Source organism: Microbacterium sp. NPDC087665, assembly GCF_044743285.1.
In the GTDB taxonomy this organism is placed as follows: domain Bacteria; phylum Actinomycetota; class Actinomycetes; order Actinomycetales; family Microbacteriaceae; genus Microbacterium.
The window spans coordinates 643718-665086 of the sequence record NZ_JBIUWD010000002.1 but is presented as its reverse complement, the minus strand read 5'-3'; the positions used below and the strand labels follow the sequence as shown (position 1 = coordinate 665086).

Sequence of the window (21369 nt, the reverse complement as noted above, 5' to 3'; positions counted from 1 at the left end):
CTCCCAGCGTCCGCCGGCGGTGACCTAGGCTTGTCGTCGTGCGCATCCGGCTCGACATCGCCTACGACGGCACCCATTTCCGAGGGTGGGCGCGGCAGCCGACGCTGCGCACGGTGCAGGGCACGCTCGAGCAGGCCCTCTCGCGGATCGTCGGCTCCGAGGTGCAGTTCGTCGTCGCCGGGCGCACGGACGCCGGTGTGCACGCCTCCGGTCAGGTCGCGCACGTCGACCTCGACGAGGAGCAGTGGGGTCGCATCGAGTCGCGGCACGGCAAGGCATCGGTCGACCCGGCGGGCTCCATCGCCGGGCGCATGCGCGGGGTGCTCGGCGCCTACTCCGACGTCACCGTGACCCGGTCATCGATCGCCCCGGAGGGTTTCGATGCGCGCTTCTCGGCGGTCTGGCGCCGGTACCGCTACCGTCTGGCCGATGAGGAGACGGGTTTCGACCCCCTGCGCCGGCTCGACACCACGAGCTTCCGCGGGCGCCTCGACGTGCAGGCGATGGATGCCGCGGCACGCACGCTCATCGGGCTCCATGACTTCGCGGCGTACTGCAAGCCACGCGAGGGCGCCACGACCATCCGCACTCTCCTCGACTACCGGTGGGAGCGCGACGAAGAAGGCGTGCTCATCGCCGAGGTGAAGGCCGACGCGTTCTGCCACAGCATGGTGCGCGCCCTCGTCGGTGCCTGCGTCGCCGTCGGCGACGGGCGTCTCGGCATCGACGAGGTGGTCGCGCTGCGCGATGCGCTGACCCGCACCAGCGCGTTCAAGGTGCTGGCCGCCCGGGGGCTGGCGCTCGTCGAGGTGGGCTATCCCGCCGATGACCTGCTGACGCTGCGAGCCGAGCAGACGCGGGCGCGTCGCGATAGTGAGTGAGAGTCGGGTCGTCTCCACTACCGGACCCTCGGACCGACGACAACCCCGAGGTCGATCCACAGCACTCGGGAGTACCGTATCAAAGTCATGAAAGTCATCTCGTACAACCTCCGGAAGCACAAGGCAGCGGGCGAGCTCGCGGTCCTCGTCGCCGCCCACGATCCCGACATTCTGTGCCTGCAGGAGTGCGACGTGCCTCACCTGCCCGAACGTATCGGCGGACTCGTGCTCGCCGACGCGACACAGGGCAATCGCCTCGGCCTCGCCCTGTATTACCGGGAGAGTTCCTTCCGTCTTCGCGAGATCCGTGCGCTCGAACTCAAGAAGTCGCTGCACGATCGCGTGCTGAAGCCCGCCCACGAGCGGTTGCTCGGCGCGCGACTGATCGACATCGACGAGGGAAGGGACCTCATCGTCGCCTCCTTCCACGCCGCGCCCCTGACCGCGCTGAATTCCTTGCGACGTCACCAGATCCGCGCCGCGCTCACCGAGCTCGCGAAGCTCGGAGAGGACCTGCCGCAACTGATGGTCGGCGACTACAACTACCCGGTGTTCAAGGAGAACCTCGGTCAGGCCGTGCGCAAGCACGGTTACGCGTTGACGCTGAGCGACGACCACACGTATACGCGGTACCGGGTGTTCAGGGGTCACTACGACTTCGCGACATCGGTCGGCTTCGAGATCGACGGCATCACCACGCTTCCGCAGGGGGCGAGCGACCATCGCCCGATCCTCGTCACGGTGCACCCGGACTGAGACGCCCGGCATTTGAGTGAATCGCCCGCGTGGCGTATGCTGTCTCTTTGGTGCCCTTCCCTTCGTGGTGAAGAGCATCATCCGAACGTGAGCCCTCCACTGGCGTGTTCCTCCCCCTCGGGAAAGAACCACCCCGGAGTGGGATTCACGAACTTCTCCGTTCGATACAAGAAAGCAGCACTATCGTGACGCGCACTTACACCCCGAAGGCCGGCGAGGTCCAGCGTGACTGGGTCGTCATCGACGCCACCGACGTCGTTCTCGGCCGTCTCGCCTCGCACGCGGCAACGCTCCTGCGTGGCAAGCACAAGCCCACCTTCGCCAACCACATCGACTCCGGTGACTTCGTCATCATCGTGAACGCAGAGAAGGTCGCGCTCACGGGTCAGAAGCTCCAGAAGAAGCTGGCTTACCGTCACTCGGGCTACCCGGGTGGTCTGAAGTCGGTCACCTACGCCGAGCTTCTCGAGAAGAACCCCGTCCGCGCCGTGGAGAAGGCCATCCGTGGCATGCTCCCCAAGAACAGCCTCGGACGTCAGCAGCTGTCCAAGCTCAAGGTGTACGTCGGTGCCGAGCACCCGCACGCCGCACAGCAGCCGCAGACGTACACCCTCGACCAGGTCGCCCAGTAAGCGCCGTACAGACTTAAGGACATACTCGTGGCTGACATCCAGGACACCACCGAAACCCCCCAGAGCTTCTCGACCTCGACCCCTGAGACCGAAGCAGTCGAGGCGGCTCCCCGCCCCGTGCTCAGCGTCCCGGGTGCCGCTGTCGGGCGTCGCAAGCAGGCCATCGCCCGCGTGCGCATCGTCCCGGGCTCCGGCACGATCACGGTCAACGGCCGTACGATCGAGGACTACTTCCCGAACAAGCTGCACCAGCAGCTGATCAACGACCCGTTCACCGTGCTGAGCCTCACCGGTGCATACGACGTCATCGCACGCATCTCCGGTGGTGGCCCCTCGGGTCAGGCCGGTGCGCTGCGCCTCGGCATCGCCCGTTCGCTGAACGGCATCGACGAGGAGAACAACCGTCCGACCCTGAAGAAGGCCGGCTTCCTGTCGCGCGACGCTCGCGTCAAGGAGCGCAAGAAGGCTGGACTCAAGAAGGCCCGCAAGGCGCCTCAGTACTCGAAGCGTTAAGGTCCGCCGCTTCCGATGCCGATCTTTGGCACGGACGGTGTGCGAGGACTCGCCAATGGCATCCTCACCGCCGACCTCGCGCTCACCCTGGCCCAGGCGACTGCTGTCGTCCTGGGCCAGGGCCGTACTGCGGAGGCCCGTAAGGGCGAAGGCAAGCGTCTGACCGCAGTCGTGGCCCGCGACCCTCGGGTCTCCGGTCATTTCCTCACCGCCGCCGTCGCGGCGGGGCTCGCCTCCTCGGGCGTCGATGTACTCGAAGCCGGCGTCATCCCGACCCCGGCGCTCGCGTTCCTCGTCGCCGACCGTGACGCGGACTTCGGTGTGATGATCTCCGCATCTCACAACGCAGCCCCCGACAACGGCATCAAGATCTTCGCCCGCGGCGGCGTCAAGCTGCCCGACGTGGTCGAGCAGCGCATCGAGGCCGCGATGGCCGGCGAGATGCTGCGCCCGACCGGCGCGGGTGTGGGTCGCATCGATCGATTCTCGGATGCCGAGGATCGCTACGTGATCCACCTCCTCGGTTCGCTGCCGAACCGACTCGACGGCATCCACGTCGTGCTCGACTGCGCGCACGGCGCGGCATCCGGCGTCTCCCCGGAGACGTTCCGCGACGCCGGCGCCGAGGTGACCGTGATCGGCGCCGACCCCGACGGGCTCAACATCAACGACGGCGTCGGATCGACGCACCTCGACAACCTGGCTGAAGCGGTCGTGCGCCTGGGAGCCGACATCGGCATCGCGCACGACGGCGACGCCGACCGCTGCCTGGCCGTCGACGCCGACGGCGCATTCATCGACGGCGACCAGATCATGGCGATCCTCGCGGTCTCGATGAAAGAGCGCGGTCACCTCACCGACGACACCCTCGTCGCCACGGTGATGAGCAACCTCGGTCTGCACGTCGCGATGCGCGAGCACGGAATCACGGTGCGCCAGACGGGCGTCGGCGACCGCTACGTGCTCGAAGACATGAACCAGGGCGGATACGCGCTGGGCGGCGAGCAGTCCGGCCACGTGATCATGAGCGAATACGCGACGACGGGTGACGGCATCCTCACCGGGCTCCACCTGGTCGCCGAGATGGCACGCACGAAGAAGACGATCGCCGAGCTCGCCTCGGTGATGACGATCTATCCTCAGGTGCTCATCAACGTGCGCGGGGTCGACAAAGACCGCGTCGCCGATGACGAGGGCGTGCAGGCAGCGGTGCGCGAGGTCGAGGCCGAGCTGGGCAGCACCGGTCGTGTGCTGCTGCGCAAGTCCGGTACCGAAGCTCTGGTGCGGGTCATGGTCGAGGCGGCAGACGCCGAATCCGTGCAGATCTACGCCGAGCGCCTGGCCGATGTCGTTCGCGAGCGCCTGGCGCTCTGACGACGGCACTCCACGCGACTGGGATAGCCTTCACCGGGAATGTGTCCCCGCCGTGAAGGAGAGCGCGTGTCTTCGAATGACGTGATGGCCGACGAGACGGATCGGCTCGTCGCCGCAGCTCTGCAGGTGAATGGCAGGGCGTCGTGGGGCGAGATTGCGCGCGCCGTCGACCTCCCGGAACGCACGGTCGCGCGGCGCGGGCAGCGTCTGCTCGATCGCGGACTCGTTCGCGTCTCGACATATGTCGATCCGGCGCGCGTGCTCCACGCTCGAGCCGTGCTCTTCCGCATCACGACCGACCCCCAGGCGCTGTGGCACGTGGCCCGCAGGCTCGCACGCAGGACCGACGCGTCGTCGGTATCGGTGCTCGAGGGCAGCAGTGATATCGCAGGTATGCTTCTGCCGCACGATGATGCATCCATCCGGGAACTGCTGTTCACCGATTTCCCTCGCATCGAGGGCATCGTCTCGATCAACGTGACCACCGTGTTGAAGTTCTTCCGCTCGGGCCACGATTGGCGGGCGGGTGTGCTCACCGATGAGCAGGCGCGCATGCTCGATGAGTCTTCGGCGACCGAGGTCGATCCTGCCGATGCGTTGAGCGAGGACGAGGAGGCGTTGATAGCGCTTCTGCTCAAGGACGGGCGACTGCCGGTCGCGCAGCTCGCGAGGGCGCTCGGGCTCAACGTCACGACCACTCGCCGCCGCATGGAATCGTTGACGCGACGGGGGCTCATGCATCCGCGAACGGAAGTCGTTCCGCGCCTGTTCGGTCTCGGCCTGGAAGCACTCGTGTGGTTGCGCGTGCCCATGGAGCGTCTGGAAGATGTCGGCGCGGCCCTGGCCGCCGCGCCCGAGGTGAAGTTCATCGCGGCGACGACCGGAACCTCGCAGCTGCTCGCCAACGTTCTCGTCACGGATGCCGATGCCTTCTACCGGTTCCTCACCGGCCCCGTGGTTGCCGGTCATGACGGGCTCGAAGTCGTCGAGTCGCTCGTGGTGATCACACCGGTGCTCCGAGGGTCGCTGATCGTCGATGAGGCGCCCGACTCCCTGGCGCACGATGCGCCTACCGGGGCCATTCGTCTCTAGGCCGATTCTGTTACGGACGTGTAAAGAATTGGCGAGATAGTTCGCCAAAGCTTGCAACAGTGGCGAAATAGGGCAATCATCTCTTTCGGGGGCAACCAGCCCGCGGAAGGATGATCGTGTTCACGGCAACAGGAAATGACTGGGCGCAGCGCGCGGCCGTACTGCGTCTGCGTACGCGCATGTTCATCGACGGCGAGTGGGTCGACGGCTCGGCGGAACCGCTGAGCCCGATCAGCCCCCGCGACGGGCGGGAACTCCCCTCGATCTCTGCCGCATCCGCTCAGGACGTCGACCACGCGGTTCGCTCCGCGCGTCGCTCGTTCGAATCCGGTGTCTGGTCAGGTCTCGCGCCCCGCGAACGCGGACAGCTGCTCATCGCCTTCGCGCAGAAGATCCACGACGAGGCGGAAGAGCTCGCCCTCACGATCTCGCTCGAGATGGGCAAGCCCATTCGCGAAGCGCTGCAGACCGAACTTCGCGCTGTCGTGAACTGCTTCCGCTGGTATGGAGAAGCCGCGGACAAGGCGCTCGACGAGGTGCCCGTCACGGCTCCGGGGAGCCTCGCGCTCGTCACACGCGAGGCGGCCGGTGTCGTCGCCGCCGTGGTTCCGTGGAACTTCCCGCTGACGATGACCGCCTGGAAGCTCGCTCCCGCGCTCGCCGTCGGCAACAGCGTGGTGCTCAAACCCGCAGAGCACACCACGTTCTCGGCTCTGCGCCTCGCAGAGCTCGCCCATGAGGCCGGGATCCCGGCGGGCGTGCTCAACGTCACGCCCGGTACGGGCCAGATCGCCGGCCGTGCGCTCGGCGAGCACCCCGACGTCGACGTGGTGACGTTCACCGGATCCCCGGAGGTCGGAAGGAAGTTCCTCGGTTACTCCGCGGCGTCGAACGGCAAACGCGTCTGGCCCGAACTCGGCGGCAAGACGGCCAGCCTCGTGATGCCGGATGCCGACCTCGAGCGCGCGGTGCGCGCGACCGCCGACGGATGCTTCTACAACCAGGGTCAGATGTGCACGGCATCCTCCCGGCTGCTCGTGCCGCGCGCCCAGCGTGATCGTGCCTTGGAGATCGCGGCCGATGTCGCGCGCACCAGCCTGCCGTCCGATCCCTTCTCCATCTCCACCGGGATGGGCGCGATCGTCAGCGAACGACAGCTCCAGAGCATCTCCGGTTTCGTCGAGCGGGCACAGGAGCAGGGCGGCGAGCTCGCCGCAGGCACCGCTGAGCGCTTCACCGCGGTCGACGGAGGAAGCTACTTCGCCCCTGTCGTGCTCGGCGTGACCCCCGCGCACGAGATCGCACAGCGTGAAGTCTTCGGGCCCGTGCTGTCGGTGATCGGCTACGACGACGTCGAGGATGCTCTTGCGATCGCGAACGGGACCGAATTCGGCCTCGCCGCGGCGCTGTGGAGCAACGACCTCACGACCGTGCACACCCTGTCTCGACGTCTGCGCGCAGGCATCGTCTGGGTCAACTGTTTCGAGGAGGGCGACATGACGGTGCCGTTCGGCGGCGTCAAGGGCTCAGGATTCGGACGAGACAAGAGTCTGCACGCGATGGAGAAGTTCACGGATCTCAAGACCACGTGGATCGCGCTCTCATGACCCGCCCGTACATCGGCATCACGACCTGGCGCCGTTCCGTCGACACCGACCTCGGATCCGCGCGTCCCGTCCACAGCCTCGGAATCGAATACGCCGCGCCGCTCGAAGCTGCGGGAGCCGCCGTCGTCCTTCTTCCCCCGACCGGAGGCGTCGACGAAGTGCTCGACCGGCTGGACGGTCTCGTGCTGTCCGGTGGTCAGGATGTGCATCCGGGGCGTTACGGCGAACCGCCGCAGGCAGGAAAGTCCTACGACGATGCGCGGGACGAGTACGAGATCGCTCTGGTCCTCGGTGCGAAGAAGCGGGGAATCCCCGTGCTGGCGATCTGTCGCGGTATGCAGGTGATGAACATCGCCCTCGGCGGCACCCTCGTCGTGGATGTGCCCCGATCAGAGCATCACCGTCCGGTGAGAGAAGGAGCAGAGCAGCTCGCCGCGCGGCATCCGATCCACGTCGCCGAAGGCAGCCGAATGTCTGCCGCATACGGGGTCACCGACCGCACAGTGAACACGATCCATCACCAGTGCGTCGGCGTGCTCGCTCCGGGGCTCCTGCCTGTCGCCTGGGCGCCCGACGGCATCGTCGAGGCCATCGAAGCCGACGACGGCTGGCCGCTCTGGGCCGTTCAATGGCACCCCGAGAAGATGACCGGCCCCGATGAGGCCGCAGAAGAGCTGTCGCTGTTCGCGCATTTCGTCGCGGCCGCCCAGGAACGAGCAGTGGAAGTCGCCACTGCAGAGAAAGGAATACGATGACCAAGCAGGTCTTCCTCGAGTACGAGAACGGCGTCCGCGCCGTCGCCACCCTGTTCGAGGATCTCGCCCCTCGCACGTGCGAGGCCATGTGGGGTGCGTTGGAGAAGCCGGTCACCATGCAGGCGATGCACGCCATGTACGCCGGCCCCGAGGTCATGGTCGGTCTGCCCGAAGAGGCGCAGAACTTCGACCCCGAGGCCGTACCGTTCGAGAACCAGCAGGTGGTGCCCGCGCCGGGCGACCTGCAGTGGTACTGGCAGCGTCCTATGCAGATGGGAGGCCTGCCGTTCGAGTGGTACGAGATCGGGGTCTTCTACGATCGCGGGGCGCGAACCCTCGGTCCACTGGGATGGACGCCCGTCAACATCTGGGGCGGAATCACCGAGGGGCTGGCGGAATTCGCCAAGGAAAGCGCCGCCATCCGCATCGACGGCGCCAAGCAGCTCACCATCGGACGCCTGGTTTAGGCGTTCATTCCCCGTGCTGGACCCATCCCGAAGGAGCAGTGCATGAATACTCGCAGAATCCTCACCACCGTTGCCCTCATCGCCGCCGGTGCTCTCGTCCTCACCAGTTGCGCCGCAGGTGACGAGCCCGGTACCCCGACCGGTGACAAAGAGTTCGCCGGCGAGACCCTCGTCGTCACATCGTTCGGTGGCGACTGGGAGGCCGCCTTCATCGAGGCCGTCGTCGAACCCTTCGAGGAGGAGACCGGCGCGAAGGTCGAGCTGATCACCCTCTACAGTGCCGACGCCCTCGCGCAGGTCACCGCCCAGAAGGCGAGCCCGCAGATCGATGTCGTGCACTTCTCCGGAGGGCAGGAGTTCACTGCGGCGCAGGACGGGCTCATCGCTCCGATCGCCGCCGCCGACCTCTCGGAGTCCGGTGACCTCATCGACATCGCGACCGCTGGACTGGAACGCGGGGAGGGGCCCGTCATCCAGCTCGCTCCGATCGGACTCGTCTACAACACCGAGTCGGGCGCCCCGGTGCCCACCTCGTGGCTCGACCTCTTCGACGAGGAGTACGCCGGTCACGTCGCGTTGACCGACTTCTCGAACACCTACGGGGTGCTCTCGATGCTCCGTGTCGCCGACGCGCTCGGCGGCGGCATCGAGGATCCCTCTCAGGCGATCGATGACCTCGGTGAGCTGGCCTCATCGGGCGATGCGATCGTCGTGCCGACGTCTCCGGACCTGCAGACCGCTTTCGCCCAGCGCGACACGTGGCTCGCGCCGTACGCGATGGACTATGCGGGAACGCTGCAGGACGCCGGGCTGCCGGTCGAGTTCATCGTCCCGGATGAGGGCGTCACCGCCTCGCTCATCACGGCGAACGTCGTCGAAGGTCGCGAGAACCCCGAGCTGGCGACGCTCTTCATCGACTTCGAGCTTCGCCCGGAAGCGCAGGCCGCCTTCGCGGAGAACATGCGTTACTCGCCGGTCAACCTGAAGGCGGAGCTCTCCGGCGACACTGCGGATGCCGTGCTCACGGGCGACGAGCTGGACTCGATCGTCGTGTACGCGCCGGGTGAGATCGCTGCGGACCGCCCTGCGTGGACCGATGAGTGGAATGCGCTGATCACACGATGAGTGTTCGAACCCGTAAGGAGCCCTGGCTCCTTCTCCTGCCGGCGATCTCGCTCCTGGCTCTTGCCTTCATCACTCCGGTGGCGGGCATGCTCCTCATGAGCGTGCAATCGCCGGCAGGCGGGTTCACGATCGAGAACTTCACTCGTCTCTTCACGAGCGAGTACCACCTCCAGGCGGCGCTGCGGTCGCTCCGCCTGGGGGTGATCCAGACAGCCATCACCCTGGCGCTCGCCATCCCGCTGTCGTACGTGATGGCGCGGTCGGGGTCGAAAGTACGGTCCTTTCTGCTCATCGTCGTCATCCTTCCCCTGATGACGAGCGTCGTGGTGCGAACATTCGGATGGGTCGTGCTGATGGGGCCCTCGGGTCTTCTCATGCAGATCCCCGGGGCTGATCTCCTCGTCGGCGGCAACCAGGGCTTCCTCGGCACCGAGACGGGCGTCGTGATCGCCATGGTGCAGGTGCTGCTCCCGTTCGCGGTGCTCAGCATCCTCGGGGTGATCTCCGGCATCGGCCCCCAACTGGAGGAAGCCTCCCGCACCCTCGGGGCGGGCTTCTGGCGCACGCTCTGGCACGTCGTGCTTCCGCTCGCCGTTCCGGGCATCGTGGCGGGAGCGACACTCGTCTTCGTGCTGTCGGTGAGTTCTTTCATCACCCCGCGGTTCATCGGCGGTTCGCAGATCCCGGTGTTCGCTCAGACGATCTACGTCGATGCCACGACCAACCTCGACTGGTCGTTCGCTGCCGCTCAAGCGGTGTTGCTGTTCGCCGGCGTGATGTTCGTGCTGGCGGCGACGTCGCGACTCGGGAAGCAGAAGGTGTAATCATGGTTCGCTCCATTCCGATCCTGGGCCGAGTGCTGGCCCTCGCCCTGGGCGTTCTCGTGACGCTGTACATGCTCGTGCCCCTGTTCGTCGTCGCCGGTGCGTCGGTGGGGGAGAGTCGTTTCCTGACCTTCCCCGGCACGGGCTTCACTTTGGACTGGTACGTCGACGCGCTCACCTCCGACACCTACCTCGAACCGTTCCGGCTCAGCCTGATGGTCGGGGTCACCGTGGCCGTTCTCGCGGCGAGCATCGGCACTGCTGCTGCACTCGCCCTGACCCGTTTCCGTATTCCGGGCGCCGGGGCGATTCAGGGACTGCTCATGTCACCCTTGACGATCCCGACGATCATCCTCGCGATCGGAGCCCTGTCGATCGCGTCCCTCACGATCGGTGCACCGAATGTCGCGGTGCTCATCGCTGTGCACGTGGTCATCGCGATCCCCTATGTCATGCGCACCGTCACCGGTGTCATGACCCGCGCCGATCGCTTCACCGAGGAGGCCGCACGCACCCTCGGAGCAAGCACCTGGAACCGCTATCGGCTCGTCGTGCTGCCGATCGCACGTCCTGGCATCGCCGCGGGCGCCTTCTTCGCCTTCAACATCTCGTTCGACGATGCGGTCATCGCCCTCTTCCTGCGCACCCCGCAGCTGGAGACGCTGCCCATCGCCATCTATGGCCAGCTCGAGTTCAGCACGTCGCCCACAGTGGCGGCAGTCTCCACTCTCATGGTCCTGCTCACCGTCGTCCTGATGATCGTTCTCGAACGCATCATCGGCCTGGGAAGGTTGTTCGTCTGATGACCACGCTCACCATCTCCTCTCTCACGAAGGATTTCAAAGGGACGTCGGTGCTCAAGGGCATCGACCTCACGATGCAGTCGGGGGAGTTCGTCTCGTTGCTCGGGCCTTCGGGCTGCGGCAAGACGACGCTCCTCCGCTGCATCGCCGGGTTGGAGTCGCCGAGCGGCGGCACCATCGAGATCGATGGCACGGATGTCACGAACCTCCCGCCGGAGAAGCGGCACCTGGGCATGATGTTCCAGAGCTACGCGCTCTTCCCGCACATGAGCGTGGTCGAGAACGTGCGATTCGGCCTGCGGATGTCCGGCGAGAAGTCGAAGGTCGAGCAGAAGGCCCTGGCCGTGCGTGCGCTGGAGCGTGTGCAGATGGGACATCTCGCCGATCGGTCGCCGGCACAGCTGTCCGGTGGGCAGCAGCAGCGTGTCGCGCTCGCCCGTGCCATCGCGTTCGAGCCTCGTGTCCTTCTGCTCGACGAGCCGCTGTCGAATCTCGACGCGCGTCTACGTGAAGACATGCAGATCGAGCTGAAGGAGCTGCATCGTACGCTCGGCCTCACCACCGTGTTCGTGACGCACGATCAGGAAGAGGCGATGAGCCTTTCCGATCGGATCGTTCTCATGAACGGCGGCGTCGTCGAGCAGGAGGGTGCTCCCGCCGAACTCTACGGTTCTCCGAAGACGTCGTTCGCCGCCGACTTCATCGGTGCGGCCAACCTGCTCCCCGCGTCACGCGCCGGCGCGGTCGCCACACTCGACGGAGCATCGGTGAGCATCCCGTTGACGCATGCGGGGGCGGACGGTGCGGGCTCGGTCATGCTGCGGCAGGAAGACCTGCGCCTTGCGTCCGCTGTCGGCACCCACACCCCGGTCGGCGTCGAGATCGTGACCCAGGTCTATCGCGGCGCGGACCTCGTCTACGTCGTCGAGCTCGCTGGGCAGCGGGTTCGCGTGGTGCGTCCGCGGCACGAGGAAGTCCTGCCGGCGGGCCCCGCGGCGCTCGGATGGCGCGACGGATCCGCACTGTGGATCACCGGCTGAGGCGAAGCGTGCTCCGCTACAGCGACTCGATGTAGCGCAGCAGCACACCCTCGCGCAGCGCCCACGGCGACACTTCGAGCTCGTCGACATCGAGCGCGGTCATCGCGGTGTGCAGTGACACCGCGGCGGCCACGATCTGGAAGGTGCGGTCGGGAGTGATGCGCGGCAGTTCCTGACGCGCCGAGGCGGGCAGGCGCGCGAGCCGCGGAATCCAGGACCCGAGGGATTCCCGGGGGAGCAGCATCCGCTCCGACCCCGACCATCCGGGCGCCGGGTAGCCCACCAGGCGGGCGAGTGAGCGGATGGCCTTCGACGATCCGACGACGTGATCAGGGCGGGGAAGGCCGGCGAACCGGGGGAGCACGCTCGCCAGTGTGGCCTTCGCGTGCACGCGGAGCGCGTCGACATCGTGCTCACCGGGAGGATCGTTCGGCAGGAACTGCACGGTCATGCGCCCCGCACCCAGGGGGACGGATGCCGCGGCATCCGGAAGCTCTTCGCCGCCGGCGGCGATCTCGAGGGATCCGCCGCCGATGTCGAGCAGAAGGATCTGCCCCGCTGACCAGCCGAACCATCGACGCACGGCCAGGAAGGTGAGCTCCGCCTCGGTCTCGCCGTCGAGGACCTGCAGGGGCTGACCCAGCGCCGCTTCGATCCGGGCGATGACGTCTGCGCCGTTCGCCGCGTCGCGCACGGCGCTGGTGGCGGTCGCGAGCAGGGCATCGACGCGTTCGGCCTCGGCCACGCGTCGCGCCTGGGCCACGGCCGTCTCGAGCGCGCGCACGCCCTCTTCCGAGATCGCGCCGTCGGGCGTCAGATATCGCATGAGGCGGAGCACGGAGCGATCGCTGGTGGTCGCGAGCGGGCGGCCACCGGGCCGCACATCGGCGGCCAGCATGTGGACCGTGTTGGAACCGATGTCGAGGACTCCCAAGCGCACGGGAAGAGACTACCGCTGCCCCGATACGATGGTGGGGTGACCATCGCCGACTCCACGCAGCCTCTTTCTCCGTATCGGGAGATCGGTCGCGCGGACTGGGCGCGTCTCGCCGCTGATCTCGATCAGCCGTTGAGCGAGATGGAGGTCGTCGAGATCCGCGGTATCGGTGATCGTCTGAGCCTCACCGAGGTGCGCGAGGTCTACCTGCCCCTGAGCCGGCTGCTCAGCCTCTATGCCACGTCGACCAAGCGTCTGGGGGCGGCGACGAGTTCGTTCCTGCAGGAAGAGGACTCGACCACGCCGTTCGTCGTCGGCGTCGCGGGATCGGTCGCGGTCGGCAAGTCCACGATCGCGCGTCTCCTGCGTGAGCTGATGAGCCGCTGGCCGGGCACTCCGCGCGTCGAGCTGGTCACGACCGACGGGTTCCTGCATTCCAACGCCGAGCTGGAGCGCCGCGGGCTGATGGAGCGCAAGGGCTTCCCGGAGTCCTACGACCGTCGTGCCCTCATCGAGTTCCTCACCGAGGTCAAGAGCGGTGCCCCCGAGGTGCGCGCGCCGTTCTACTCGCACATGCGGTACGACATCGTGCCGGACGCCCATGTGGTCGTGCGCCGCCCCGACGTCGTGATCGTCGAGGGGCTCAACGTGCTGCAGCCACCGGCGTCTCCCAACGATGTGGCCGTCAGCGACCTCTTCGACTTCTCGATCTTCGTCGACGCCGATACCTCGCACATCGAGAAGTGGTACGTCGAGCGGTTCCTCGCGCTCCGTCAGGGCGCGTTCAGCAACCCGTCGTCGTACTTCAACGTCTTCGCCCATCTGACCGATGAAGAGGCGATCACGACGGCGCTCGGGTACTGGAACGAGATCAACATGCCGAACCTCGTCGAGAACGTGATGCCGACCAAGCACCGCGCGCGACTGGTTCTGAACAAGGGCGTGGATCACACGGTCGAGAGCGTTCTGCTGCGCAAGCTCTAGGCCCGTCGGCCGCTTATTGTTCGGACGACTCTCAAAATATGCGGCTTATTCTGGAGCCTATGTGTGGAATCGTCGGATACGTGGGCCCTCGCCCCAGCCAGGACATCCTTCTCGCCGGCCTTGCCCGTCTGGAGTACCGCGGCTATGACTCCGCGGGTGTCGCCGTCATCAACGAAGCAGGCTCGCTCGGCATGCGCAAGAAGGCGGGCAAGCTCAACGCCCTGCGCGAATCGCTGAGCGATGCGCCCCTGCCCGACGGCACCACCGGCATCGGCCACACGCGCTGGGCGACCCACGGAGGCCCCACCGATGTCAACGCGCACCCGCACCTCGCCGACGGCGACAAGCTGGCGCTGATCCACAACGGCATCATCGAGAACTTCGCCGCGCTGCGCGACGAGCTGCTCGCCGACGGCGTCAGCTTCCGCAGTGAGACCGACACCGAGGTGGCCGCGGCTCTCCTCGGTCGCGAATACGCCTCGAACGGCGGCGACCTCGAGCTCGCCTTCCGCGGCGTCGTCAACCGCCTCGAGGGTGCCTTCACCCTTCTCGCCGTGCACCAGGACCACCCGAACCTCGTGGTCGGCGCTCGCCGCAACTCGCCGCTCGTGATCGGTCTGGGCGAGGGCGAGAACTTCCTCGGCTCCGATGTCGCGGCCTTCGTCGAGCACACGCGCAAGGCGCTCGCCATCGGTCAGGACCAGATCGTCTCGATCACTCCGGATGCCGTGACCGTCGTCGACTTCGCCGGCACGCCCGTCGAGCCCGAGCCCTTCGAGGTCTCGTGGGACGCCGCCGCCGCCGAGAAGGGCGGCTGGTCGAGCTTCATGGCCAAAGAGGTCTCCGAGCAGCCCGAGGCCGTGGCCAACACCATCCGCGGTCGCATCCACGACGGCCAGGTCGTCATCCCCGAACTCGACGGTCTCGATGAGCTCTTCATCGGCATCAACCGGGTGATCATCACCGCCTGCGGCACCGCGTCGTACGCGGCGCTCGTCGGCAAGTACGCCATCGAGCAGTGGGCACGCGTCGCCGTCGACGTCGAGCTGGCCCACGAGTTCCGCTACCGCGACCCGGTGATCGGCGCTGACACGCTCGTCGTCTCGATCAGCCAGTCGGGCGAGACCATGGACACGCTCATGGCCGTCAAGTACGCGCGCGAGCGCGGCGCACGCACCCTGTCGGTGTGCAACACGCAGGGCGCGACGATTCCGCGCGAGTCGGATGCCGTCGTCTACACGCACGCCGGCCCCGAGGTCGCCGTCGCATCGACCAAGGCGTTCTCGGCGCAGATCACCGCGCTGCTGCTGCTGGGCCTCCACATGGGTCGCGTACGCGGCACCGTCGCCGACGCCTCGACCGATGTCGAGGAGCTCAGCGCGCTGCCCGAGAAGATCGCCAAGGTCCTCGCCGACGAGAACGAGCACGTCACCCAGCTCGCGAGCTGGATGGCCGACACGCGGTCGGTGCTCTTCCTGGGTCGCCACGTCGGGTACCCGATCGCACTCGAGGGCGCGCTCAAGCTCAAGGAGATCTCCTACATCCACGCCGAGGGCTTCGCCGCCGGCGAGCTCAAGCACGGACCGATCGCGCTCATCGAGCCCGGTCAGCCGGTGTTCGTGCTGGTGCCGTCGCCGCGTCACTCCGCGCTCGTGCACTCGAAGGTCGTCTCGAACATCCAGGAGATCCGCGCCCGCGGTGCCCGGGTGATCGTGATCGCCGAGGAGGGCGATGCCGCCGTGCTGCCGTTCGCCGACGAGGTCATCCACATCCCGCTCGCCGGTGCGATGTTCGAGCCGCTGCTCGCCGTGGTGCCGCTGCAGATCTTCGCGATGGCGCTGGCCACGGCCAAGGGTCTCGACGTCGACCAGCCGCGCAACCTCGCGAAGTCCGTCACGGTCGAGTAAGGCCGCATCTCGTCGCGCGGGGCAGGTGCGTGCGCCGCGAGTAGGCTGGACGGGTGATCATCGGGACCGGCATCGACCTCGTGGACATCCCCCGGTTCGAGCGGACCCTGGAGCGCACGCCCCGTCTTCTCGAGCGGCTGTTCGCGCCGGCCGAACGCGGGCTCCGGCTGGCGTCGCTCGCGGCGCGCTATGCCGCGAAGGAAGCGCTGATCAAGGCGCTCGGCGGATCGGACGGCGTGCACTGGACCGAGATCGAGATCGCGTCAGAACCGTCGGGCCGACCGTACTTCGTGCTGTCGGGATCGACGGCCGACGTGATCGTCGAGCGCGGGATCTCGACGATGCACCTGACCCTCAGCCACGATGCCGGTCTCGCCGCCGCATTCGTCGTCGCCGAAGGAGAACCCCTGTGACCGTTCCGTTCCGCGAAGCGACCATCGACATCGATGCGATCGCCGACAACGTGCGGCACTTCCGTCGTCTCACCGGTACCGAGGTGATCGCGGTCGTCAAGGCCAACGGGTACGGCCACGGCGCGGCTCCCGCGGCGGTCGCCGCGCTGTCGGGCGGGGCCACTCGGCTGGGCGTCGCCGAGATCCCCGAGGCCCTCGAGCTGCGACGACAGGGCATCCACGCGCCGATCGTCGCCTGGCTGCACGCTCCCGGAGAGAAGTTCGAGCAGGCGGCGGCCGAGAACATCGAAGTCGGCATCTCATCGTTCGATCAGCTGGAGGCGGCCGGTGCGGTCGCCAGCGTCGATCGTCCTGTGGCGGTGCACCTGAAGTTCGAGACGGGCCTGTCGCGCAACGGCATCGCGCCGGCGGACTGGGGACGGGTGCTGGCCGAGGCGGCCCGGCACGAGCGCATCGGCCGCCTGCGCATCGTCGGCCTCTTCAGCCATCTCTCCAACACTTCCGAGGCCGACGACCGTGCGGCCCTCGCGAAGTTCGAGGAGGGCGTCGCGGCCGCGGCATCCTTCGGCATCCACCCGGAGATCCGGCACATCGCCGCGACGGCCGCCGCCATCGACCTCCCCGAGATGCGCCTCGACGCGGTGCGCATCGGCGTCGGCATCTACGGTCTCTCGCCCTTCGACGACCGCAGCTCCGCCGAACTCGGCCTGCGCCCGGCGATGACGCTGCGCGGTGCGGTCGCCGCTGTCCGCCGCGTTCCCGCGGGCACCGGAGTCTCCTACGGCTACGACCATCGCACCGATCGGGACACGACCCTGGTCCTGGTTCCGCTCGGATACGCCGATGGGGTGCCGCGGCAGGCCTCCGGGCGACTGCCGGTGTCGATCGGCGGACGCCGGTTCACCAACGTCGGCCGCATCGCGATGGACCAGTTCGTCGTCGATGTCGGTGACATGCCCGTGTCCATCGGCGACGAGGTCACGCTGTTCGGCGACCCCACCCTCGGTGCGCCGTCGGCGGCGGAATGGGCGGATGCCGCGTCGACGATCAACTACGAGATCGTCACGCGCATCGGAGCCCGGGTGCCGCGGAGAACGACGTGAGCATCGATCCCGCTTTCCTCGGACGCCGCGAGATCGCCACCTCGGACGACATGGAGCGTCTCGGCTTCCTGATCGGCGAGCAGCTGCAGGCGGGTGATCTGGTCATTCTCACCGGGCCCCTGGGCGCCGGGAAGACCACGTTCACCCGCGGGCTGGCCGAGGGCCTGGGCGTTCGCGGTCCCGTGCAGAGCCCGACGTTCGTGATCGCGCGCACGCATCCTTCGCTCGTGGGGCGGGTGCCGCTCGTGCACGTCGACGCCTACCGCCTGGGGTCGGGGGCGGAACTCGACGACCTCGATCTCGACCTCGCCCGGTCCGTCGTCGTCATCGAGTGGGGGCGCGGCATGGCGGAAGACCTCGCCGACGTGTGGTGGGACATCGAACTCGAGCGGCCGATCGGTGGGGGAGACGACGAGCTCGACGCCTCCGAGCTCGATGCCGACGCTCCTCGCGTTCTCACCCTCACCCGCGTGGAGCGCTAACCTCCGCGGTCACTGGGGGCGCTGCAGTCCCATACCGGCGAGCGTGTCGTCGACGTCGGGAAACCCGAGTTCGTCCGCCCAGTCGAACTGCTCGCCGGCGCCCTCGATATCGATGTCGAGACCCTCTTCGCCGGTGAGCAGCATCACACCGGCGATGAAGGCGGCGCGGGCGTTCCCCGAATCACCCGCCCTTCGATACCACTCGACCGCGAGCGCCGCGTCCTTCGGCACCCCACGGCCGGTGGCGTACATGCCCCCGAGGTTCGACTGCGCGCGATCGCTGCCGAGCTCGGCCGCCCGGAACGTCCAGCGTTGCGCCGCCTCGTCGTCGGCGGGCACCCCGTCGCCGTTCGCGGTGAGGATGCTCAGTTCGAAGGCCGCGGCGGCCTCGCCACGGAGCGCCGCAGCCTCGAAGAAGCTCGCCGCCGCCTCGGCATCCGCAGCGAAGCCGTACCCCTGGTGCAGGAAGTAGCCGAGGTACAGCAGCACTTCCGCGTTCTCGGGCGAGGAGGTGTGCAGCTCTCCCAACCGGGCGGCGGCTGCCGCCGCGAGTTCGGCGTCGCGATCGAAGTAGGCGGCTCGGATCCATCCGAGTGCGCCCTCGAACGAGCCGAGGTCATCGGCGGCGCGATACAGCTCGACGGCAGCCGCCACGTCGCGGCCGGGGAACGGGGCCCACGGGGCGATCCCACCGCGCTGGTACAGCAGCGCCAGATCGAGGAGGGCAGGGGTGTGGCCCTGGTCTCCCGCCGCGCGGAACGTGCGTACGAGCAGGTCGGGCGCATCACCCGGGAGCAGCCCGATGGAGTGCTCGTTGCGCACGAACGCCTCACGCAGGTCGACCGCTGCCGCATGCAACCGCTCGGGTGGAGTGCCCGCCGTACGAACCAGGAGCGCGGCGTGTTCATAGTGCGAAGACGGCATGCGTCCACCCTAAACGCGCGGATCGCCGGTCACCGGCATCGATCGCGGGCGTCGTATCCCGGTCACGGCGAGCCCTCGTCTCGGCCGACTACCCTGGAGGGGTGATCCTCGCCGTCGACACCTCCCTGGGCAGCGCCGTCGCGCTCATCGATGCAGACGGCGCCACGCGCGCCGAAGCCGGTACGACCGACCCGCTCGGGCATGCCGAGGTGATCGGCGACCTGCTCGTCGACGCGCTCGCCGCCGCAGGGCCCGGCGATGTCACGCACGTCGTGGCGGGAATGGGACCCGGACCCTTCACCGGTCTGCGCATCGGCATCGCCGCTGCCCGCGCCTTCGCACTGGGGCGGAGCATCCCGGTGATCCCGGTTCCCAGCCACGTCGCGGCCGCACTCGCGGTGATCGAAGACGACGGCGTCGACGGTCCGTTCGCGATCGTGACGGATGCCCGCCGGCGCGAAGTCGCGATCACCGTGTTCGACGGCAGCGACTCCGACGGCATCCCGCAGATCACGGCGCAGACGGTGCTCGTGCTCGCGGCGGATGCCGATACGCATCTCGACGGCATCCGCCGCATCGATGTGACGTCCCTCTCGGGCGCGGCCCTCGCGCGGGTCGGCGCCAGGGCGCTCAGCGCCGGGCGCGTACTCACCGGCGGCGAACCCCTGTATCTGCGCAGCCCCGATGTGAAGCTTCCCGGTGCTCCGAAGCGGGTGGGGCTATGACGTTGCGCGACGCGACCCCCGGCGATCTCGCCGGCATCATGGCGATCGAGAACAGCTCGTTCCCCACCGACGCGTGGAGTTCCGAGGCGATGGCCGACGAGTTGGCGAGCCCGCACGGACGCTACCTGGTCGATGAGCACGACGGAGTGGTGATCGGTTACGGGGGAGTGCGGGCTCTGCCCGGGAGCCCGGATGCCGACATCCAGACCATCGCCCTCGACGCGGCGCACCGTGGCGCGGGCCGCGGGCGGGCGTTGCTGCGTTCCCTGCTCGCGGCCGCCGTCGAGCGGGGCGCTCGCGAAGTCTTCCTCGAGGTGCGGGCCGACAACCCCACAGCCGCGGGCCTGTATCTCTCGGAGGGTTTCGAGGAGATCGGCCGTCGGCCTCGCTACTATCAGCCGGATGATGTGGATGCGATCGTGATGCGGCTGGCCCTGCCTTCGCGCGCTGTCGCAGACATGGCAGAGGGGGCGACGCATGAGTGAGCCATTGGTTCTCGGTATCGAGACGAGCTGCGACGAGACCGGCATCGGGATCGTTCGCGGCCGCACGCTGCTGTCGAACACGATCGCCTCGAGCATGGACGAGCACGCCCGGTTCGGGGGCGTCGTTCCCGAGGTCGCCGCGCGGGCCCACCTCGAAGCGCTCCAGCCCTCGATCGAGGCCGCGCTCGCCGAAGCCGGCGTCACCCTCGACGACCTCGATGCGGTGGCCGTGACCAGCGGGCCGGGCCTCGCCGGCGCGCTCATGGTCGGAGTCGGCGCGGCGAAGGGCCTCGCGGTCGCACTCGACAAACCGCTCTACGCCGTCAACCATCTGGTCGGGCACATCGCCGCCGACATCCTCACCGCCGACTCCGAACCGTTGGAGTACCCCACCATCGCCCTGCTCGTGTCGGGTGGGCACACGTCGCTGCTGCACGTGCGCGATCTCACGACCGATGTCGAACTGCTCGGCGAGACCATGGACGACGCGGCGGGAGAGGCGTTCGACAAGGTCGCCCGTCTGCTGTCGCTCCCGTACCCGGGCGGCCCGGAGATCGACCGGGCCGCGCTCACGGGAGACCCGCAGGCGATCCGGTTCCCGCGGGGTCTCTCACGGGCATCCGATCTGGCGAAGCACCGCTACGACTTCTCGTTCTCGGGACTGAAGACCGCGGTCGCCCGCTGGGTGGAACGCTGCGAAGCCGAGGGTCTCGACGTGCCGGTGGCCGACGTCGCCGCGAGTTTCCGCGAAGCCGTCGTCGACGTGCTGGTGACCAAGGCGCTCGCCGCCTGTACCGATCTCGGCGTTCCCCGCTTGCTGCTCGGCGGAGGCGTCATCGCGAACCGCCGCCTGCGCGAGGTCGCGCTCGAGCGCGCCGCCGTCGCCGGTGTGACCGTGCGGATCCCCCCGCTGTCGCTGTGCACCGACAACGGGGCCATGATCGCGGCCCTCGCGGCCGAACTGATCTCGTCGGGCAAGGCGCCGTCGACGCTCGCGTTCGGTGCCGACTCCACTCTGCCGGTCACCGAGATCCAGGTCGCCGAACGGGTGCCCGCATGAGCGATTCCACCGAGCCGACTCCGCCCCTTCCTCCGACGCGTCTCGACAGCCCGAGCGGCGAGGTCGAGGGGCATCCCGCCGGCGCTGCCCGTCTGCCCGGCGCCCGCCGCGACGGGTACACGAAGCTGCCGACCGGCCCCGTCGGGATCGAGCCCGTCGTCGTGAGCGGTCCGGTGGCCGATGCTCCCGCGTCCGACGAGGAGTGGGCCCCGTCGGTGACCGAGATGATCCCGGTCGACGATGCGCGTCTCGCCCCCTGGGCGCTGCTCGCTGCGATCGTCGCGCTCGGCACCTCGTTCTTCGTCGGGTGGGGCATTCCCGTCGCCATCGTCGCGGTGATCGCCGCGATCATGTCGCTGCGGCGCCCGGTCGAGAGTCGGGCGATGGGGCGCTGGGCGCTCGTGCTGGGGCTCTGCGCGACGGTCTACAGCCTGGGCTGGTTGGTCTGGGCGGGCATGCAGTTCGAACGGCTCGGCTGAC

24 protein-coding genes are annotated in these 21369 nt (G+C 68.1%); 22 read left to right on the top strand and 2 right to left on the bottom strand.

The genetic code is table 11. The annotated features are described in order from the left end of the window. The first annotated feature begins 38 nt into the window (after positions 1–38). From truA to ACIOSY_RS06585, 13 genes are all read left to right on the top strand, one after another. On the top strand, positions 39–881 hold the full coding sequence (gene truA / locus ACIOSY_RS06645; protein ID WP_400850879.1) for a tRNA pseudouridine(38-40) synthase TruA: 843 nt from the start codon (positions 39–41) through the stop codon (positions 879–881). Positions 882–968: 87 nt separating this feature from the next. Beyond that, positions 969–1637, top strand: a complete 669-nt coding sequence (locus ACIOSY_RS06640; RefSeq protein WP_400850876.1) for an endonuclease/exonuclease/phosphatase family protein — start codon at positions 969–971, stop codon at positions 1635–1637. 185 nt (positions 1638–1822) lie between these two features. Further along, positions 1823–2269: a 50S ribosomal protein L13 gene (gene rplM / locus ACIOSY_RS06635; protein WP_400850873.1), complete on the top strand. Its 447-nt coding sequence runs from the start codon at positions 1823–1825 to the stop codon at positions 2267–2269. A 27-nt stretch (positions 2270–2296) separates the two neighbouring features. Then, positions 2297–2782, top strand: coding sequence for a 30S ribosomal protein S9 (gene rpsI, locus ACIOSY_RS06630; RefSeq protein ID WP_400850870.1), 486 nt, complete (start codon positions 2297–2299; stop codon positions 2780–2782). Between the two features lie 15 nt (positions 2783–2797). Continuing rightward, on the top strand, positions 2798–4156 hold the full coding sequence (glmM, locus tag ACIOSY_RS06625) for a phosphoglucosamine mutase (protein ID WP_400850867.1): 1359 nt from the start codon (positions 2798–2800) through the stop codon (positions 4154–4156). Between the two features lie 66 nt (positions 4157–4222). Then, the gene (locus ACIOSY_RS06620; RefSeq protein WP_400850863.1) at positions 4223–5248 is read left to right on the top strand and encodes an Lrp/AsnC family transcriptional regulator; all 1026 of its coding nucleotides are present in this window, start codon (positions 4223–4225) and stop codon (positions 5246–5248) included. 116 nt (positions 5249–5364) lie between these two features. Then, positions 5365–6855 carry an aldehyde dehydrogenase family protein gene (locus tag ACIOSY_RS06615; RefSeq protein ID WP_400850860.1) on the top strand — a complete coding sequence of 497 codons (1491 nt, stop codon included), beginning with the start codon at positions 5365–5367 and terminating at the stop codon, positions 6853–6855. Beyond that, positions 6852–7610 (top strand): gamma-glutamyl-gamma-aminobutyrate hydrolase family protein, encoded by a 759-nt coding sequence (locus ACIOSY_RS06610; RefSeq protein ID WP_400850857.1) that lies wholly within the window; start codon positions 6852–6854, stop codon positions 7608–7610. The genes ACIOSY_RS06615 and ACIOSY_RS06610 overlap by 4 nt, the downstream gene beginning before the upstream one ends. Continuing rightward, positions 7607–8077 (top strand): DUF3830 family protein, encoded by a 471-nt coding sequence (locus ACIOSY_RS06605; protein ID WP_400850854.1) that lies wholly within the window; start codon positions 7607–7609, stop codon positions 8075–8077. The genes ACIOSY_RS06610 and ACIOSY_RS06605 overlap by 4 nt, the downstream gene beginning before the upstream one ends. A gap of 42 nt (positions 8078–8119) precedes the next feature. Further along, positions 8120–9202: an ABC transporter substrate-binding protein gene (locus ACIOSY_RS06600; RefSeq protein ID WP_400850852.1), complete on the top strand. Its 1083-nt coding sequence runs from the start codon at positions 8120–8122 to the stop codon at positions 9200–9202. Beyond that, positions 9199–10026: an ABC transporter permease gene (locus tag ACIOSY_RS06595; protein ID WP_400850849.1), complete on the top strand. Its 828-nt coding sequence runs from the start codon at positions 9199–9201 to the stop codon at positions 10024–10026. Before ACIOSY_RS06600 ends, ACIOSY_RS06595 begins: the two co-directional genes overlap by 4 nt. A 2-nt stretch (positions 10027–10028) precedes the next feature. Beyond that, a complete protein-coding gene (locus ACIOSY_RS06590; protein ID WP_400850846.1) occupies positions 10029–10829 on the top strand; it encodes an ABC transporter permease in 801 nt (266 codons plus the stop codon). After that, a complete protein-coding gene (locus tag ACIOSY_RS06585) occupies positions 10829–11869 on the top strand; it encodes an ABC transporter ATP-binding protein (RefSeq protein ID WP_400850843.1) in 1041 nt (346 codons plus the stop codon). Before ACIOSY_RS06590 ends, ACIOSY_RS06585 begins: the two co-directional genes overlap by 1 nt. A 16-nt stretch (positions 11870–11885) precedes the next feature. On the opposite strand, the gene ACIOSY_RS06580 is transcribed toward ACIOSY_RS06585, so the two are convergent. Next, on the bottom strand, positions 11886–12809 hold the full coding sequence (locus ACIOSY_RS06580) for a Ppx/GppA phosphatase family protein (protein WP_400850840.1): 924 nt from the start codon (positions 12807–12809) through the stop codon (positions 11886–11888). A gap of 36 nt (positions 12810–12845) precedes the next feature. Between ACIOSY_RS06580 and coaA the strand changes: the two genes are divergently transcribed. From coaA to tsaE, 5 genes are read left to right on the top strand one after another with little or no spacing between them, the layout of a single operon-like run. Continuing rightward, complete coding sequence (coaA, locus tag ACIOSY_RS06575) at positions 12846–13790, top strand: type I pantothenate kinase (RefSeq protein WP_400850837.1); 945 nt, start codon at positions 12846–12848, stop codon at positions 13788–13790. A 59-nt stretch (positions 13791–13849) separates the two neighbouring features. Next, positions 13850–15697, top strand: coding sequence for a glutamine--fructose-6-phosphate transaminase (isomerizing) (gene glmS / locus ACIOSY_RS06570; protein WP_400850834.1), 1848 nt, complete (start codon positions 13850–13852; stop codon positions 15695–15697). Between the two features lie 53 nt (positions 15698–15750). Then, positions 15751–16110, top strand: a complete 360-nt coding sequence (locus ACIOSY_RS06565; protein ID WP_400850831.1) for a holo-ACP synthase — start codon at positions 15751–15753, stop codon at positions 16108–16110. After that, positions 16107–17213, top strand: coding sequence for an alanine racemase (alr, locus tag ACIOSY_RS06560; protein WP_400850828.1), 1107 nt, complete (start codon positions 16107–16109; stop codon positions 17211–17213). Before ACIOSY_RS06565 ends, alr begins: the two co-directional genes overlap by 4 nt. After that, positions 17210–17695, top strand: coding sequence for a tRNA (adenosine(37)-N6)-threonylcarbamoyltransferase complex ATPase subunit type 1 TsaE (tsaE, locus tag ACIOSY_RS06555; protein ID WP_400850825.1), 486 nt, complete (start codon positions 17210–17212; stop codon positions 17693–17695). Before alr ends, tsaE begins: the two co-directional genes overlap by 4 nt. A 9-nt stretch (positions 17696–17704) precedes the next feature. Here the strand turns inward: tsaE and ACIOSY_RS06550 are convergent, their stop codons facing one another. Continuing rightward, on the bottom strand, positions 17705–18619 hold the full coding sequence (locus ACIOSY_RS06550; RefSeq protein WP_400850822.1) for a tetratricopeptide repeat protein: 915 nt from the start codon (positions 18617–18619) through the stop codon (positions 17705–17707). 101 nt (positions 18620–18720) lie between these two features. Between ACIOSY_RS06550 and tsaB the strand changes: the two genes are divergently transcribed. From tsaB to ACIOSY_RS06530, 4 genes are read left to right on the top strand one after another with little or no spacing between them, the layout of a single operon-like run. Beyond that, positions 18721–19344 carry a tRNA (adenosine(37)-N6)-threonylcarbamoyltransferase complex dimerization subunit type 1 TsaB gene (gene tsaB / locus ACIOSY_RS06545; protein ID WP_400850820.1) on the top strand — a complete coding sequence of 208 codons (624 nt, stop codon included), beginning with the start codon at positions 18721–18723 and terminating at the stop codon, positions 19342–19344. Beyond that, entirely contained in the window at positions 19341–19829 is a 489-nt protein-coding gene (gene rimI, locus ACIOSY_RS06540) for a ribosomal protein S18-alanine N-acetyltransferase (protein WP_400850817.1), read from the top strand. Before tsaB ends, rimI begins: the two co-directional genes overlap by 4 nt. Next, positions 19822–20889, top strand: a complete 1068-nt coding sequence (tsaD, locus tag ACIOSY_RS06535) for a tRNA (adenosine(37)-N6)-threonylcarbamoyltransferase complex transferase subunit TsaD (protein WP_400850814.1) — start codon at positions 19822–19824, stop codon at positions 20887–20889. Before rimI ends, tsaD begins: the two co-directional genes overlap by 8 nt. Beyond that, a complete protein-coding gene (locus ACIOSY_RS06530) occupies positions 20886–21368 on the top strand; it encodes a hypothetical protein (RefSeq protein WP_400850811.1) in 483 nt (160 codons plus the stop codon). The genes tsaD and ACIOSY_RS06530 overlap by 4 nt, the downstream gene beginning before the upstream one ends. Position 21369 lies beyond the last annotated feature (1 nt).

Bases quoted from the DNA above. Each gene is read 5' to 3' on its own strand.
- ACIOSY_RS06640 (WP_400850876.1), top strand. From the start codon at position 969: ATGAAAGTCATCTCGTACAACCTCCGGAAGCACAAGGCAGCGGGCGAG.
- glmM (WP_400850867.1), top strand. From the start codon at position 2,798: ATGCCGATCTTTGGCACGGACGGTGTGCGAGGACTCGCCAATGGCATC.
- ACIOSY_RS06610 (WP_400850857.1), top strand. From the start codon at position 6,852: ATGACCCGCCCGTACATCGGCATCACGACCTGGCGCCGTTCCGTCGAC.
- ACIOSY_RS06605 (WP_400850854.1), top strand. From the start codon at position 7,607: ATGACCAAGCAGGTCTTCCTCGAGTACGAGAACGGCGTCCGCGCCGTC.
- ACIOSY_RS06600 (WP_400850852.1), top strand. From the start codon at position 8,120: ATGAATACTCGCAGAATCCTCACCACCGTTGCCCTCATCGCCGCCGGT.
- ACIOSY_RS06595 (WP_400850849.1), top strand. From the start codon at position 9,199: ATGAGTGTTCGAACCCGTAAGGAGCCCTGGCTCCTTCTCCTGCCGGCG.
- ACIOSY_RS06590 (WP_400850846.1), top strand. From the start codon at position 10,029: ATGGTTCGCTCCATTCCGATCCTGGGCCGAGTGCTGGCCCTCGCCCTG.
- ACIOSY_RS06585 (WP_400850843.1), top strand. From the start codon at position 10,829: ATGACCACGCTCACCATCTCCTCTCTCACGAAGGATTTCAAAGGGACG.
- glmS (WP_400850834.1), top strand. From the start codon at position 13,850: ATGTGTGGAATCGTCGGATACGTGGGCCCTCGCCCCAGCCAGGACATC.
- ACIOSY_RS06550 (WP_400850822.1), bottom strand. From the start codon at position 18,619: ATGCCGTCTTCGCACTATGAACACGCCGCGCTCCTGGTTCGTACGGCG.
- rimI (WP_400850817.1), top strand. From the start codon at position 19,341: ATGACGTTGCGCGACGCGACCCCCGGCGATCTCGCCGGCATCATGGCG.
- tsaD (WP_400850814.1), top strand. From the start codon at position 19,822: ATGAGTGAGCCATTGGTTCTCGGTATCGAGACGAGCTGCGACGAGACC.
- ACIOSY_RS06530 (WP_400850811.1), top strand. From the start codon at position 20,886: ATGAGCGATTCCACCGAGCCGACTCCGCCCCTTCCTCCGACGCGTCTC.